We start from the raw sequence: 13499 nt of genomic DNA, 5'->3' as shown, positions 1-13499 counted from the left end.
AGATTATTGGTTTATTGGTTATAAATAAAGGGTATATAAAAAGTCCATTTATTGATTTTATTCAAATTAGATTCAATAGTGAACTATTGAATCTTTAGATTATTCGAATTTATCGGACTTTTTAAATACCCTCTTAGTGTAAATACTCAGAATTTAATTAAAGTAAATATGTGATTTTAAGGCCGATGGGTATCAGCTTAAATTTACAGTTTTATTTTATTCTTCGTACTACTTTTTTATTCTCCTTCGTATTTACCTAAATAACGTTTCCATAGTTCGGTTTGGTGTGTTTCAAGTGAAACTGACCTACCATCTATAAAAGCATGTGTTAGTTGATTGCCAGCCATATCTAAGGCATCACCTTCAGATATAAAAAGCGTTGCGCTTTTACCATTCTCTAAAGTTCCATATAGGTCATCGATGCCTAATATTTTAGCTGTATTACCCGTTAAAAGCTGCACAGCTACTTCTTTATCTAAGCCCTGTTGTACAACTTGCCCAGCATAGAAAGGTAAATTTCTGGTCTGAAAATTTTCTGCATCCGAATTTTGAATAGCTACCATCAACCCAGCATCTACCAATAATTTAGGAAGCTTATAAGGTAAGTCATAATCATCATCATCATAAACAGGTAAATTATGGGTGTATTGAACTAAAACAGGAATGTTATTACTCTTTAAAAATTCAGGAATTTTATATGCGTGATATCCTCCTATAAGAACAATCTCTTTGGTGCCATTGGCTTTTAATGTATTAATGGCATCAATGATTTCTTTTTCGCCATCGGCGTGAACATATAGTTTTTGAGTGCCATCAAAAATACCTTTCATTGCTGCAAAAGCAGGATTCACCTCTTTAGAAGTAGATTTGCCATACGCAGCTGCATTTTTGAAAAAAGTAACTACTGCTTGTGTTTGTTCGCCGTAATCCTTATTTGGTTGGTATCCTCTTTCTTCACCAGCCCACCAACGACCTTGTCTAAATGTATTTGGCCAGTTTAAATGCACACCATCATCAACTTTTATTGCCGCGTCTTCCCAGTTCCATGCATCAAACTGTACAATTGATGAGGTGCCAGAAATTCTACCGCCAGTAGGCGCTATCTGGCCAATTAAAACTCCATTAGGCCGCATACTTTCTACAACTTTCGATTCTGCGTTATAAGCGATTAAACTTCTTACATGGGGAATAAAGTCTCCAAGTTCATCTTCATCTTTAGTTGCTCTAACAGCATCAATTTCAACTAAACCTAAGGTTTTTGCTGGAGCTATAAACCCTGGATATACATGTTTTCCAGTTGCATCGATTACTTTTCCTTTGCGGGCGATTTTCATTTTAGAATCTCCAACAAAAGTCAGTTTACCATCTTCGAACATGATAAGGGAACTTTCAATTACTTCACCATTACCCAAATGAGCCGTTGCACCTTCAATAGTGATAGCTTCTGTTTGTTTAGGTGAAGGTGTTTGTTGTGCCATGGTTTGTAAGACCAAACCAAATGCTATTAATAAGGTTATGTATTTTTTCATTTCTGTATTTTTAGATTTTGTGATACTTCGCATAGGTTGATTAAATTAAAGACTTTCACAGGTGAAATCTCTTTTAACACTTTGCTTTGGGCCTTGCGTTTTTTTACCACCGCTCTTTTCTTTAAGCATCATAGTAACCAACTCATTTCGTTCTTTTTTAATTTTTTCGCGGTTTTGCTTATCCGTTTCTAAATCGAAATATGTTGTCCCTTCTATCATTGTTCTTTCTGCTTTAGAATAAACTGATAATGGACTACCAGACCATAAAACTAAATCTGCATCCTTTCCTTCTTTTATGCTTCCTACGCGATCGTCTAAGTGTAAAAGTTTAGCAGGGTTAATTGTAACCATTTTCCAAGCTTCCAATTCGGTCATGCCACCATACTTTATAGTTTTTGCAGCTTCTTGATTTAACCTTCTTATCATTTCTCGGTCATCGCTATTTATAGCGGTAACAACACCTTGCTTTTGCATTATAGCAGCGTTGTATGGTATAGCATCATTCACTTCATATTTATATGCCCACCAATCACTAAATGTGCCGGCACCTGCACCATGCTCAGCCATTTTATCAGCAACTTTATAACCTTCAAGAATATGGGTAAACGTGTTTATTTTAAATCCGAAATGTTCAGCAACTTTCATCATCATATTTATTTCGCTCTGAACATATGAGTGACATGAAATATAACGTTCGCCATTTAGTATTTCAGCTAAAACTTCCATTTCCTCATCATAACGATATGGCTCTCCATTTTTCTTTTTGGTATCATATTCCTTGGCTCTTTGAAAGTAATTCATGTAAAGTTGTTCTACACCCATTCGTGTTTGTGGAAAACGAGAGTAACTACCCCAGTTACTTTGCTTAACATTTTCACCTAAAGCAAATTTGATAAACTTAGGCGAGTTGTCATAGATCAGACCATCGGCCTCTTCGCCCCATTTTAATTTTAAAATTGCTGATCTACCACCTATTGGGTTAGCGGAGCCATGTAATAATTGAAGGGATGTTACTCCACCTGCAAGGGAATGATATATACCCATATGTTCAGGGTCAACAACATCTTCCATTTTTACTTCGGCAGTGCTATTATGACCTGATTCGTTTACTGCTAATGCAGCGATATGGCTGTGCTCATCAATAATGCCAGCAGTTAAATGCTTACCTGTAGCATCTACAACTTTAGCACCTCCTGCGCTTAAGTTCGTTCCTATCTTTGCTATTTTACCATTTTTGATAAGTACATCGGTATTTCTTAAAATACCGGCTTCTTCACTTGTCCATACCGTAGCATTTTTAAATAAAACGGTTTCTGATTTTGGTTTGTTAGCAAAACCATATCCTACATTCGGGTACATTACAGGCATTACTTTAGGTGCATCCTTAGCTTTGTCATCTTTACCGTCTTTTTCTTCAAATGCTTTAGATTTAGTCGCTGTAAATTGTGTTTCATTTCCGTTAGGTAGAACTAACAGACCAGAAAGATTATCAGAAGCTTCCGTTGCAGCTCCAGTCATTCTATAGGTTTTTTCACCTTCATCAGTTGCGAATGAAATAGTCATCCAATTATTGTCATATGCTATTTTAGAAGTAAGCTTTGTGGTATCTTGTTTTACTTCTATCGCAGGTTTTGCAACTTCACCTGTAATTGACATTGCGTATATTTTTCCTTGTACGTTTAGGTTATAATCTCCACGAATATCTTTCGTTTCCATAGATGTGATGACACTTTTAGTGCCTTGAACCCAATTCTCGTAAAGAGTGGTAGAGGTATCAAAAACATCCCCTGAGGTAATTAGAAAGTTTGCAAATGCGCCATTTTTTAAGGAACCGATTTCATTCGATTTGCCTAAAATTTGAGCCGGAACCGTAGTTAATGCTTCTAAAGCCTTTGTTTTGGATAGTCCGTATTCAATGGCTTTCATTAATTTTTCCTTGAAATTTGAAGGAGATTTTAAATCATAGGTAGTTAGAGAAAACTGAATGCCATTGTCTGCCAATACTTTTGGGTTGGTAGGTGCTTGGTTCCAGAACCGCATATCTTGCAGTGAAACGTAACCAACTGCATATGGGTCAGAAACGTCATAAGCATCAGGGAAATTAATTGGAATTATAAATTTCGCATTAGTTGCTTTAATCTCTTCGATTCTTTCAAACTCATTTCCACCACCTAAAATGGTATATTGAATTCCATTAGCATCACCTATTTTATCAGCACGTAAATCATTTCCTTTGTCTTTCGCTTCAAAAATTTGAACTAAATTTTTATTGGCATTCAATGCTTCTAATGAAAGGTCGGTGGTTTTTGAATTACCTTTTGAATACCAATCGGAATCGCTATACATTTGTCTTAGCAATGCTAAGGCGCCCATTAAAGAGCTAGGATATGATTGACCTTTTGCGATACTTTTATCCAATGAAAAGTATTGTGCAGACTCATCATCTAGAATTCGATTAGCGTCTGTACCTTCACCATTTAGTGCGATTAATACACCAGTTCCTCTCGCAATACCGTCTTGTATATGAGAATTTACGACACCAAAACCAGCTTCACGTAAAACTTTGGCCTCTTTATCATCGTATTTAAACTTGGCAATTGCTTTATTCTCTGGCATAATGTGGTCGTTCCAATAATAACCATCTCTAGAAGGCGCGTATTCTGCAGATCGCCCACTACCTGGTTTCTTTTTAGGTTGTTCCACTCCAAATTTTGAATAGATATCAATAAAAGATGGATAAATGGACTTTCCATTTAGGTCAATAATTATTGAGTTTTTTGGTATACTGACTGTACTAGAGGCGCTTACAATCTTACCATGTTGAATTAGTAATGTTCCTTTTTCAATTATTTGTGTAGGAGTTACATAAATTTTAGCGTTCGTAAAAGCCGTGTAGTTATTATTGTTGACTTTTACCCCTGCATTTTCGGGAAAATACTCTTGAGCAGTTAAAATAGTACTACACCAAAGAAGGCATAGTGTGAAAATTAGTTTTTTCATTATGTTTGGTTTGAATTAGTACTTTAAAAATACTTGGATTTACCAGTATGTACGGTCTATTTCACTTTTGTTTAACAGTTGAAAGTTCTTTAATTCATAATATGTATTTTAATCTTAAAATATTATATGAAAGACTGTTACTACCTAATTTGATTGCGGAATGTATAAATCAATTATAATGGATGTTGTTTGTGGTAGGCTACTAAAAGAGAAACTACAGCATTGTAACTTCTAATGCCTTCAGTTTGATTATTTGCTTTTAGGAAAGAATTGAATATTGACTTAAAAACTGGTTCCATCGGATTTTCGTAAGAATTCCAAAAATCGGCCATTTCCTGAAAGTTGTTCTTTACACCAGGGTTTAAGGTTGAGAGTAATCGGTTGAATTCTTCTTTATTTGCACTTCTTATATCACTTAAGCAATATCCCAAAGCATATGCATAGGCTGCATATTGAAAATAAATATCATTATTTTTAGCAGTAACCAAATAGCCTATAAAGTTAGTTTCGTTCTCTGCAGAATAGCCCAATTGATGACCAATTTCATGACCTACTACCACTGGAAATCTAAAATTTGGAAGCAAACCGTTTACTTGGGCTTCATTCGTGAAAGGATTGAGATAACCAGCGTATCCCATATAGGTGAGTCCTTTACTAAACAAAGAAGTTTTTGCACTAGGGGTAGTATATTTTAAAAATTGATGTATGGTTTTAAGTTCATCATACCCAATAATCGTCTTGTCAAAAATTTGCTTCTGACTGTACGGTATAGATACGGCCAAACTAGAATCATTAGTAATGTTTAATTGTGCATCGTTGGTTTTTCGAATTAATTGCTGTGTAAAATCTAAAAGTTCTTGATAATCTCTAGTTTCTGTCAAGCTTAACTTATCTGCTAATGGTTCTCTATAATAGTTCATGCCCCACATAAAATGAAAGGTGAAGTATGCGACAGAAAGTATCATTAAAACGTTGCGAGCAAAAGATAATTTGTTTTTCCAGATAGATTTTCTATTTCGATATAGATAAGTAAGTGCAAGTATTATTAGGGCGAAATACATAAGATCACCGATAGAAAAAGGAATCCAACCAAACAATATTCTAAAAACTCCAGAGATAAATGGATAAAAACCTGTGCTGTAATAATTCTCAACGAATTCTGAGTGGTTGCCGAGCCATTTTACGATTACGATTTGGGGAATCAATGAAAGTGCTACGGCATTTTTAAATGATATCTTCATTATCTCAAAAATAGCGAAATCCTTTTTCTATCAGTATTTTTGTAGTCATTAACTATGAAAATAAGCTATGAATATTGATCAGTTAGAACCTAAATCGGTTTGGAGTAATTTTTCAAAATTAAATGCGGTACCTAGACCTTCAAAAAAGGAGGAAAGGGTAATTGCTTTTATGTTAGGTTTCGGAAATGAACTTGGCTTGGAAACTTTTTCTGATGCCATAGGTAATGTTATTATTAGAAAGCCAGCAACTTCAGGTATGGAGGGTAAGAAAATGATAACGCTTCAAAGCCATTTAGATATGGTTCATCAAAAAAATACAGAAACTCAATTCGATTTTGATGTACAAGGTATAGATATGTTCGTCGATGGTGATTGGGTAAAGGCTAAGGGAACGACCTTAGGTGCTGATAACGGTATGGGAGTAGCTGCAATAATGGCGCTGCTTGAGAGTGATTCAATTTCTCATCCTGCTCTTGAAGCATTGTTTACTATTGATGAAGAAACAGGTATGACCGGTGCCTTTGGGTTAGAGGGAGGAATATTAAAAGGAGAGATACTTTTAAATCTTGATACAGAAGAAGATGATGAAATTGATATAGGTTGTGCCGGTGGTATTGATGTTACCGCAACTAGGTCATATAATAAAAAACCAGGAACACATGGTGATGCGGGACTTCAAATTACTATTAAAGGATTGAAAGGTGGGCATAGCGGAATGGATATTCATAAAGGCCTTGGTAATGCAAATAAAATTATGAACCGTTTACTTTATTTGGGTCTTGATTATAATATGCGAATTAGCTCTTTAGAAGGTGGAAGTTTACGAAATGCAATACCTAGAGAAAGCACTTGTCAATTGAATATTGGTAGAAAGCATGTTGCTGAGGTCGTAACAAAATTCAATGCCTTAGCTGATGCTATTAAAGCAGAATTAAAAGTACAGGAGCCAAACCTTACAATCAACTTAGAAGAAATTAAGCCTGCAAAAGAAGTAATGGGACTAGGTGCTCAAGGCAAATTAATAAAGGCTATATATGCTGCTCATAATGGGGTATATGCAATGAGTGCTTCGATTGAGAACCTGGTTGAAACATCAAATAATATCGCAAGAATTTTGGTTAAAGATGGTAAGATTACTGTTGCTTGTCTAACACGTTCTTCAGTTGATTCTGCAAAATTGGACTTAGCAAATTCTTTACGTTCTGTTTTCGAATTAGGAGGTTTCGATGTGAAATCTAGTGGTGCGTACCCTGGTTGGAATCCAAATCCGGATTCTAAAATACTTTCTATAACTAAGAATACTTATATAAATTTATTCAAAGAAGAACCTAAGGTAATTGCTTGCCATGCTGGTTTGGAGTGTGGTATCTTAGGGCAAAACTATCCTGATATTGATATGGTTAGTTTTGGGCCCACAATTTTGGGTGCTCACTCGCCAGATGAGCGTGTAAGTATATCTTCTGTTCAGAAATTTTGGAAATTACTTTTAGAAATTTTAAAGAATACGAATTAGAAATATGTAAACTTATTTTAATTAAGAATCCCGGTTTTATTTAAAATTGGGATTCTTGCTTTTAAGTTCTTCGCGAACTAGTAAACCACTTTGGGTTAAGTCGCTCTCGTTCCATTGACCTTCTGTGCTTGTATTTGGAAATAAGGCTGCGGAGTTTTCACTTTTATCGGCTATAGACCAATTACACCATGATATTTTGTTTTCATCTAAGAAATTCCACCAGGTATTTGCTTCTTCTACATCAATAAAACCGTCGCCCGAATAATCGGTTGTGCCAAATTCGGTTACAAAAAGCGCAATGTTATTGTCAATTGCTTCTTGTGCTATATCACGTAATTCTTGTTTATGCGTTGCTGCATAATAGTGAAGGGTATATACAACATTGTCATCATCAATTTCATTACCGATGACATCATCTACATTTTGCGACCAGTTTCGAGTACCGCAAATTACAATATTGTCTGGGTCATGTTTTCTAATTTCAGCTAGTACTGCTTCATGGTATGGTTTAAGAACCGTATTCCAAGCTACATCTAAGGGTTCATTATATAATTCATAAATGATGTTCGGTTGGTTTCCGTATTTCTCGGCTACTTCAGAGAAAAACAATTTTGCCTGTTCTTCATAGTCTTCTGCATGGTGACTATGCCAATCTACAATAACATAAATACCTTCAGCAATTGCAGCATCTATTACGGTAAATATTTTATTCTTTTCAATCTCAGGATTGGTGATGTAACCGTCTGAATCATCAACAGCCATAGCTGCCCTTACAATAGTACATTGCCAATCTTCTTTTAACCATTGAACCGTTTCGGGTGTATAGTACTTACCCATCTATTGACTCCAAAAAAATGACATTCCTCGTAGTTGAACATCATTATTATTTTGGTCTAAAATTCGATTTCCCTCAACATGTAATTGCCCATGTAGGGAAACAATTGAGCCATCTATATTTGGGGTTGTGAGAATATCGGTTTCGGTAGTAGGAGTTTCTAAAACCTTTATTTGTGCAGTATTTTCTTCGTTTGAAGATTCACATGAAAATACAATACTCGAAAAAAGAAAAACTATAATCGTTAAGCCACATTGTTTAAACATACTATTTATGAATTTTGGGTTAACGATTATAGTTTTACATAGTTGTTTATTGAGTAAGACCAGTTATTTCTAAATCAAATACCAAGTCAGCATCAGCAGGTATCGGACCGCCCCCTTGTGCACCATAACCTAAGTGAGATGGTATGAACAAACGAACTTTATCGCCAATTTTCATTGTTAATAATCCTTCTCTGAATCCTGCAATCAATCTGGATTCAGGAGAATAATCCATAGGTACTGGCATATAACCGCCACCTTGCTCTCTGTTCGAATCGAAAGTACCATATTTGCGAGCAACTTCTTCGTAATTACTATCGAACAAAGTACCGTCCATTAAATAGCCTGCGTACATAACATTTACTTTTTGTCCGACTTTAGGCTTTTCGCCATCTCCATCTTTTAAAGTCAATACTTTAAGTCCGGAAGGTAAAGTAGTAGCTTTTGCCTTTTCAGCTTCTATTTCTGTTGCAAACTCTTCCTTAACTCTTTTAATTGCTTCTATTTTATCAGCCTTTTCTTTTTCTATTGCAGCAAGTCTATCTTCTTCCCCATCAAAGTATTCTGTCATTACTTTAACTGCATCAAATTTACGAGCCTCTTTACCGTTACGAATAATTTCTACAGTATTCATCGTAACTTGTTCTACAGGTTTGTTACCTGCACCAACAGCTACGTTAGCAATAGAATCAACAACATCCATACCCTCTACAACTTCACCGAAAACGGTATGTCTATTATCTAGCCAAGGTGTAGGTTTGTGAGTGATGAAAAATTGACTACCGTTAGATGATGGACCACCGTTGGCAGATGATAAAATTCCTTTTTTGTCATGAATCAATGAATCGTTGAATTCATCCATAAACCGGTATCCTGGGTTTCCGGTTCCATTAGCTAATGGATCGCCACCTTGAATCATAAAATCCTTCATCACTCTATGAAACGTTAGTCCGTCATAATATTTTTTACCTTTATATTCTTCGCTAACAAAAGTATTTGTGCCTTCTGCTAATGATATAAAATTTGCAACGGTAACAGGTGTTTTATCTTGCTCTAAGCGAATGATAATATCACCTTTAGAAGTTTTTATATCGGCAAAGATGCCATCACCTAAGTCAGCTCTTTTGCTGGTTTTACAGCTGGTCATAATTAAACCGATAACTGCAAGTAAGTACATTTTTTTAATCATAATGGTCATTTTAATTTACTGTATTATCTTGTTATTTTTCAATTTGTAAAATGGTAATAGTTGATTTTAAAGGAACATTGCTTCCAATTTTATTTTCATCGCCATGATACCCAAATGCTATTGAAGAAGGAAACAAAAAAGTAGCCCGTTCATTTACCTTTAACATTTTAACAGCATCACGTAGTCCTAGAAAAAGTTCCTGTTTATTAACCTTGTAGGTGACAATACCAATATCTTCTTTTGAGTATATGGTGTCATTATCCAAGGTTAATATATCATAATTGAACACTACTAAATCATCTGTTTTAGGAGTATAATCACTTTCCTCGTTTACATTTAAATAATGGTACCATGATCCAGAAGCGCTATGAGAATAGTCCTTAAGTGAATCAAGTTTTATAATATTTTGAATTTTACTTTCCTCGGCTTCTAATAATTTTCGACTTCTTTCAATAGATTCTTTGAAAAAACTACCACTTTTTGTCTGAACTGGTTTTCTAGGTTCTGGACCATCACAGCTGCTAAAAATTATAAAAAGAAATAATAATGAAACTAATCTCATGATTGTAATTGATTCTTATATAATGGTAATAATGAAATAAAGTATGCAATGGTTTCTTCTATCGAATAATCACTTTTTCCGCCAGCTGCATTGGTATGGCCTCCTCCATGAAAGTGTTTCCTTGCGAAGTCATTTACTGAAAAATCACCCACTGATCTAAATGATATTTTAAAAATACCTTCTTCTTTATTTTCAATGAATATTATAGCAAAACGAATGCCATCTAAAGTTAAACCGTAGTTTACAAAGCCTTCGGTGTCTCCTTTTTGGTAGTTGTATTTGTCTAATTCCTCTTGGCTAAGTGTAATATATGCAGTTTGGTATTCTTGTAGAATGACCATGTTTTTTAGCGCGCAGCCCAAAAGATGTAATCTACTTGGTGAATTGGTGTCGTAAATTCTGTGGTGAATTTCGGTACCTTCTGCACCTTTATCCATAAGGTCGGCAATAACTCTATGCGTATTACTTGTCGTAGCGGCAAATTTGAAAGAACCCGTATCTGTCATGATTCCTGTATAAATACAGTTGGCCATTTCAGGGGTTATACTATTCTCATTACCTAATTTTTTAATTAGAACATAGACCATTTCACAGGTTGAACTCATACTTACATCTGAATACATGATTTTTGCATAATCAGATGGTTCTTGGTGATGATCCACCATAACAAAGGTTGCATTCGCAGATTCTAATGTTTCACTCATGTGACCCACACGCCCCAAATGATTAAAATCTAACGTAAAAACAATATCTGCCTTTTCTATGCATGATTTTGATTGTATATTTTCCTTTTCAAAATTTAATATCTTGTCTGCACCTGGCATCCACTTTAAAAATTTCGGAAAATCATTAGGAGAAACAATACTCGCAGTATGTCCGCTATTTACCAGATAATGCCAAAGCGCCAACGTTGAGCCAATGGCATCGCCGTCGGGATTTTTATGTGGTATAATAGCTATTTTCTTTGAAGAAGAAAGCAGCTTTTTAAGCTCATTTAGGTGCTCTAAATTCATGGCGGCAAAGATACAATTTAAAAATATAGGCTTTAAACTGAATAACGTAATTTTACTCAGACATAACTTACTGCCATGAAAATTTCTATAATTTCTATCATTACAATTCTATTACTGTCTTGTTCCACAAATAAAAAGGTTTCAATGAACAAGGTAGAAAGCACTGATTTTGTTCTCGCTTTTGGTTCTTGTAATAGAACCGATTTGCCAAACCTCTTATGGGACGATATTTTAAATACAAAACCCAATGTTTGGGTTTGGGGTGGAGATAATGTTTATGCAGATACTGACGATATGGAAGCGTTAAGAGCAATGTATACAATGCAAAACGAGAATAAGGAGTATAAAAAACTTATTAAAAAAACAGAAATCATTGGAACTTGGGATGACCATGATTACGGACTAAATGATGGTGGTGTAGAATTTGAGGCTAAAGCGGAAAGTCAACAAGAGTTTTTGAATTTTATGAATGTTTCAACGGATAGTCCTTTAAGGGAACAAGAGGGAGTCTATAGTTCAAAAAAATATGATTTAGAGAAGGGCAGTATTAATATAATAGTTCTAGATACCAGATATTTTAGAACAGCTATTACACTGGATACTGAAACAGATAAAAGAGTAAAACCAAATGAATATGGCATGGGCACTGTACTTGGAGAAATTCAGTGGACTTGGTTAGAGAAACAGTTGAACCAATCTAATGCAGATTTTAATATTATTGTAAGCAGTGTTCAAGTTTTATCTAATGAACATGGTTTTGAGGCGTGGGGTAATTTTCCTCATGAGGCAGACCGTTTAGAAAAATTAATTTCTAGCTCTAAGGCTGAAGGAGTTATTATATTATCTGGAGATCGTCATATCTCTGAGTTTTCTCAAACTCAAATAGATGGCATGAATTATCCATTAATCGATTTTACGAGTAGTGGACTCACACATGCTTATAAAGGATTTACAGGAGAACCTAATCCGTATAGAGTAGGGGATGTTGTTTTTACAGAAAGTTTCGGAACTTTAGAGTTCGATTTTAGTTCTAAAAAGGTTGATTTTAAGATAATTGGTAACAACGGTGTTGTCTTGCAGAAATTAGAACAAAGCTATCAATAGTTGTGAGTTATGTGGAAAAACGTATTTTTGCGCAAAAATTTAAGATATGAGTACGAATAGAACGTTTACTATGATTAAGCCAGATGCCGTTGAGAATGGACATATTGGGGCAATATTAGAAAAAATTACAGCTGCTGGTTTTAAAATAGTAGCTTTAAAATATACACAACTTAGCTTAAGAGATGCGCAAGAATTTTATGGTGTACATAGAGAGCGTCCTTTCTTTGGCGAGTTGGTTGAGTTTATGACACGAGGACCAATAGTTTCTGCTATTTTAGAGAAAGAGAATGCTGTTGAAGATTTTAGAGCATTGATAGGTGCTACTAACCCTGCAGATGCAGCTGAAGGTACTATTCGTAAAATGTTCGCTACTAGTATTGGTGAGAATGCAGTACATGGTTCAGATAGTGATGAGAATGCTGCTCTTGAGGGTTCTTTTCATTTTGCAGGTAGAGAGATTTACTAAATTTTAAAATATAATATTCAAAGAGCCAGTTCGAAAGGACTGGCTCTTTTTATTTTCCTTCAACCAACATTTAACGGAGTACTATTTTTTTTACTAGTTCTTTTCCAATTTCTTCATTAATCATGCGTATTATTTTCGATTTCCCTAAGCTTAATTCTTCTCTTAATACCGATGAGGATAGTGAAACATAAAGGGTGTCGAAACGTAATTCAATTTCGGTCGTGTAATTATTTACCCCATTACCCATTAGTCTTACCCATGCCTCTCGTGCCTCTACTTTGTCCATTCCCTTTTCTAATTTATTCTTTTGAATAAATGCAGAAAGAGCATCTTTCATAGATGAATTTTCGTTGTCTCGCCTTGCCATTATGGGTTTATATTAATAGGTTCAAATCGTTCATATGTATAGGTAATACCTTGTTCGTTTTTTACTGAGAAACTTTTTTCAGAAAGAGAGAGTAAAACTTCTTCCCAAGTGTTGAATTCGGTGGTATAATTCATAAAGATAGAATCGTTAGAGATTCGTATCAATATCGGCTCGGCATCATTAGAGGTTTCAAAAGTACCATTGAATTTAGGACTCATTTTTTTTCTAAACCCCTTCAAAGAATCCAAACTGATGTAATCGACTGTGGTGTTTACTGAATACTCTTTTTTTGTTCCATCCTTAAAGGTAACCTCTTTTATTTCCCAGTAGCCATTTAAAAGATGTAATTGCTCTTGGTCAATTTTTGAGCCACATGAGATAAATAATAAAGCACAAAATAGAAGAAGTTGTTTCATT

The 13499-nt window shown here is 34.9% G+C and carries 13 protein-coding genes; 3 read left to right on the top strand and 10 right to left on the bottom strand.

From position 1 onward, the window contains the following. Positions 1-236 precede the first annotated feature (236 nt). The 3 genes from B5X55_RS08525 to B5X55_RS08515 all read right to left on the bottom strand — a co-directional run bounded on the left by B5X55_RS08525 (position 237) and on the right by B5X55_RS08515 (position 5770). Positions 237-1529, bottom strand: coding sequence for an amidohydrolase family protein (locus B5X55_RS08525; RefSeq protein WP_079512266.1), 1293 nt, complete (start codon positions 1527-1529; stop codon positions 237-239). Between the two features lie 45 nt (positions 1530-1574). Continuing rightward, on the bottom strand, positions 1575-4529 hold the full coding sequence (locus tag B5X55_RS08520; RefSeq protein ID WP_079512190.1) for an amidohydrolase family protein: 2955 nt from the start codon (positions 4527-4529) through the stop codon (positions 1575-1577). Between the two features lie 173 nt (positions 4530-4702). Beyond that, positions 4703-5770: a DUF3810 domain-containing protein gene (locus B5X55_RS08515; protein WP_079512189.1), complete on the bottom strand. Its 1068-nt coding sequence runs from the start codon at positions 5768-5770 to the stop codon at positions 4703-4705. A gap of 67 nt (positions 5771-5837) precedes the next feature. Between B5X55_RS08515 and B5X55_RS08510 the strand changes: the two genes are divergently transcribed. Further along, positions 5838-7283 carry an aminoacyl-histidine dipeptidase gene (locus B5X55_RS08510; protein WP_079512188.1) on the top strand — a complete coding sequence of 482 codons (1446 nt, stop codon included), beginning with the start codon at positions 5838-5840 and terminating at the stop codon, positions 7281-7283. 36 nt (positions 7284-7319) lie between these two features. Here B5X55_RS08510 and B5X55_RS08505 read toward each other — a convergent pair whose 3' ends face one another. The 5 genes from B5X55_RS08505 to B5X55_RS08490 are packed head-to-tail and all read right to left on the bottom strand — an operon-like array spanning position 7320 to position 11145. After that, the gene (locus B5X55_RS08505) at positions 7320-8120 is read right to left on the bottom strand and encodes a glycoside hydrolase family 5 protein (RefSeq protein WP_234999697.1); all 801 of its coding nucleotides are present in this window, start codon (positions 8118-8120) and stop codon (positions 7320-7322) included. Beyond that, on the bottom strand, positions 8121-8384 hold the full coding sequence (locus tag B5X55_RS19005) for a hypothetical protein (RefSeq protein WP_234999696.1): 264 nt from the start codon (positions 8382-8384) through the stop codon (positions 8121-8123). 46 nt (positions 8385-8430) lie between these two features. Next, the gene (locus B5X55_RS08500; RefSeq protein ID WP_394332840.1) at positions 8431-9567 is read right to left on the bottom strand and encodes a peptidylprolyl isomerase; all 1137 of its coding nucleotides are present in this window, start codon (positions 9565-9567) and stop codon (positions 8431-8433) included. A gap of 34 nt (positions 9568-9601) precedes the next feature. Beyond that, positions 9602-10132, bottom strand: coding sequence for a gliding motility-associated peptidyl-prolyl isomerase GldI (gene gldI / locus B5X55_RS08495; protein ID WP_079512187.1), 531 nt, complete (start codon positions 10130-10132; stop codon positions 9602-9604). Continuing rightward, the gene (locus tag B5X55_RS08490; protein WP_079512186.1) at positions 10129-11145 is read right to left on the bottom strand and encodes a DHH family phosphoesterase; all 1017 of its coding nucleotides are present in this window, start codon (positions 11143-11145) and stop codon (positions 10129-10131) included. Before B5X55_RS08490 ends, gldI begins: the two co-directional genes overlap by 4 nt. Before the next feature lie 75 nt (positions 11146-11220). On the opposite strand from B5X55_RS08490, the gene B5X55_RS08485 reads away from it, so the two are divergent. Continuing rightward, on the top strand, positions 11221-12249 hold the full coding sequence (locus B5X55_RS08485) for an alkaline phosphatase D family protein (protein WP_079512185.1): 1029 nt from the start codon (positions 11221-11223) through the stop codon (positions 12247-12249). A gap of 46 nt (positions 12250-12295) precedes the next feature. Then, positions 12296-12715 carry a nucleoside-diphosphate kinase gene (locus tag B5X55_RS08480; RefSeq protein WP_079512184.1) on the top strand — a complete coding sequence of 140 codons (420 nt, stop codon included), beginning with the start codon at positions 12296-12298 and terminating at the stop codon, positions 12713-12715. Between the two features lie 70 nt (positions 12716-12785). Here the strand turns inward: B5X55_RS08480 and B5X55_RS08475 are convergent, their stop codons facing one another. Beyond that, positions 12786-13082 carry a DciA family protein gene (locus B5X55_RS08475; protein WP_079512183.1) on the bottom strand — a complete coding sequence of 99 codons (297 nt, stop codon included), beginning with the start codon at positions 13080-13082 and terminating at the stop codon, positions 12786-12788. After that, entirely contained in the window at positions 13082-13498 is a 417-nt protein-coding gene (locus tag B5X55_RS08470; protein ID WP_079512182.1) for a hypothetical protein, read from the bottom strand. Before B5X55_RS08470 ends, B5X55_RS08475 begins: the two co-directional genes overlap by 1 nt. Position 13499 lies beyond the last annotated feature (1 nt).

The sequence above is a fragment of the Maribacter arcticus genome (assembly GCF_900167935.1).
GTDB lineage: Bacteria > Bacteroidota > Bacteroidia > Flavobacteriales > Flavobacteriaceae > Maribacter > Maribacter arcticus.
The sequence above is the reverse complement of the archived record's forward strand: the minus strand, read 5'-3'. Positions and strand labels throughout refer to the sequence as shown.

Excerpts from the sequence above, each read along its gene's own strand:
- B5X55_RS08525 (WP_079512266.1), bottom strand. The coding sequence starts at position 1,529 with ATGAAAAAATACATAACCTTATTAATAGCATTTGGTTTGGTCTTACAA.
- B5X55_RS08520 (WP_079512190.1), bottom strand. The coding sequence starts at position 4,529 with ATGAAAAAACTAATTTTCACACTATGCCTTCTTTGGTGTAGTACTATT.
- B5X55_RS08515 (WP_079512189.1), bottom strand. The coding sequence starts at position 5,770 with ATGAAGATATCATTTAAAAATGCCGTAGCACTTTCATTGATTCCCCAA.
- B5X55_RS08510 (WP_079512188.1), top strand. The coding sequence starts at position 5,838 with ATGAATATTGATCAGTTAGAACCTAAATCGGTTTGGAGTAATTTTTCA.
- B5X55_RS08505 (WP_234999697.1), bottom strand. The coding sequence starts at position 8,120 with ATGGGTAAGTACTATACACCCGAAACGGTTCAATGGTTAAAAGAAGAT.
- B5X55_RS19005 (WP_234999696.1), bottom strand. The coding sequence starts at position 8,384 with ATGTTTAAACAATGTGGCTTAACGATTATAGTTTTTCTTTTTTCGAGT.
- gldI (WP_079512187.1), bottom strand. The coding sequence starts at position 10,132 with ATGAGATTAGTTTCATTATTATTTCTTTTTATAATTTTTAGCAGCTGT.
- B5X55_RS08490 (WP_079512186.1), bottom strand. The coding sequence starts at position 11,145 with ATGAATTTAGAGCACCTAAATGAGCTTAAAAAGCTGCTTTCTTCTTCA.
- B5X55_RS08485 (WP_079512185.1), top strand. The coding sequence starts at position 11,221 with ATGAAAATTTCTATAATTTCTATCATTACAATTCTATTACTGTCTTGT.
- B5X55_RS08480 (WP_079512184.1), top strand. The coding sequence starts at position 12,296 with ATGAGTACGAATAGAACGTTTACTATGATTAAGCCAGATGCCGTTGAG.
- B5X55_RS08475 (WP_079512183.1), bottom strand. The coding sequence starts at position 13,082 with ATGGCAAGGCGAGACAACGAAAATTCATCTATGAAAGATGCTCTTTCT.
- B5X55_RS08470 (WP_079512182.1), bottom strand. The coding sequence starts at position 13,498 with ATGAAACAACTTCTTCTATTTTGTGCTTTATTATTTATCTCATGTGGC.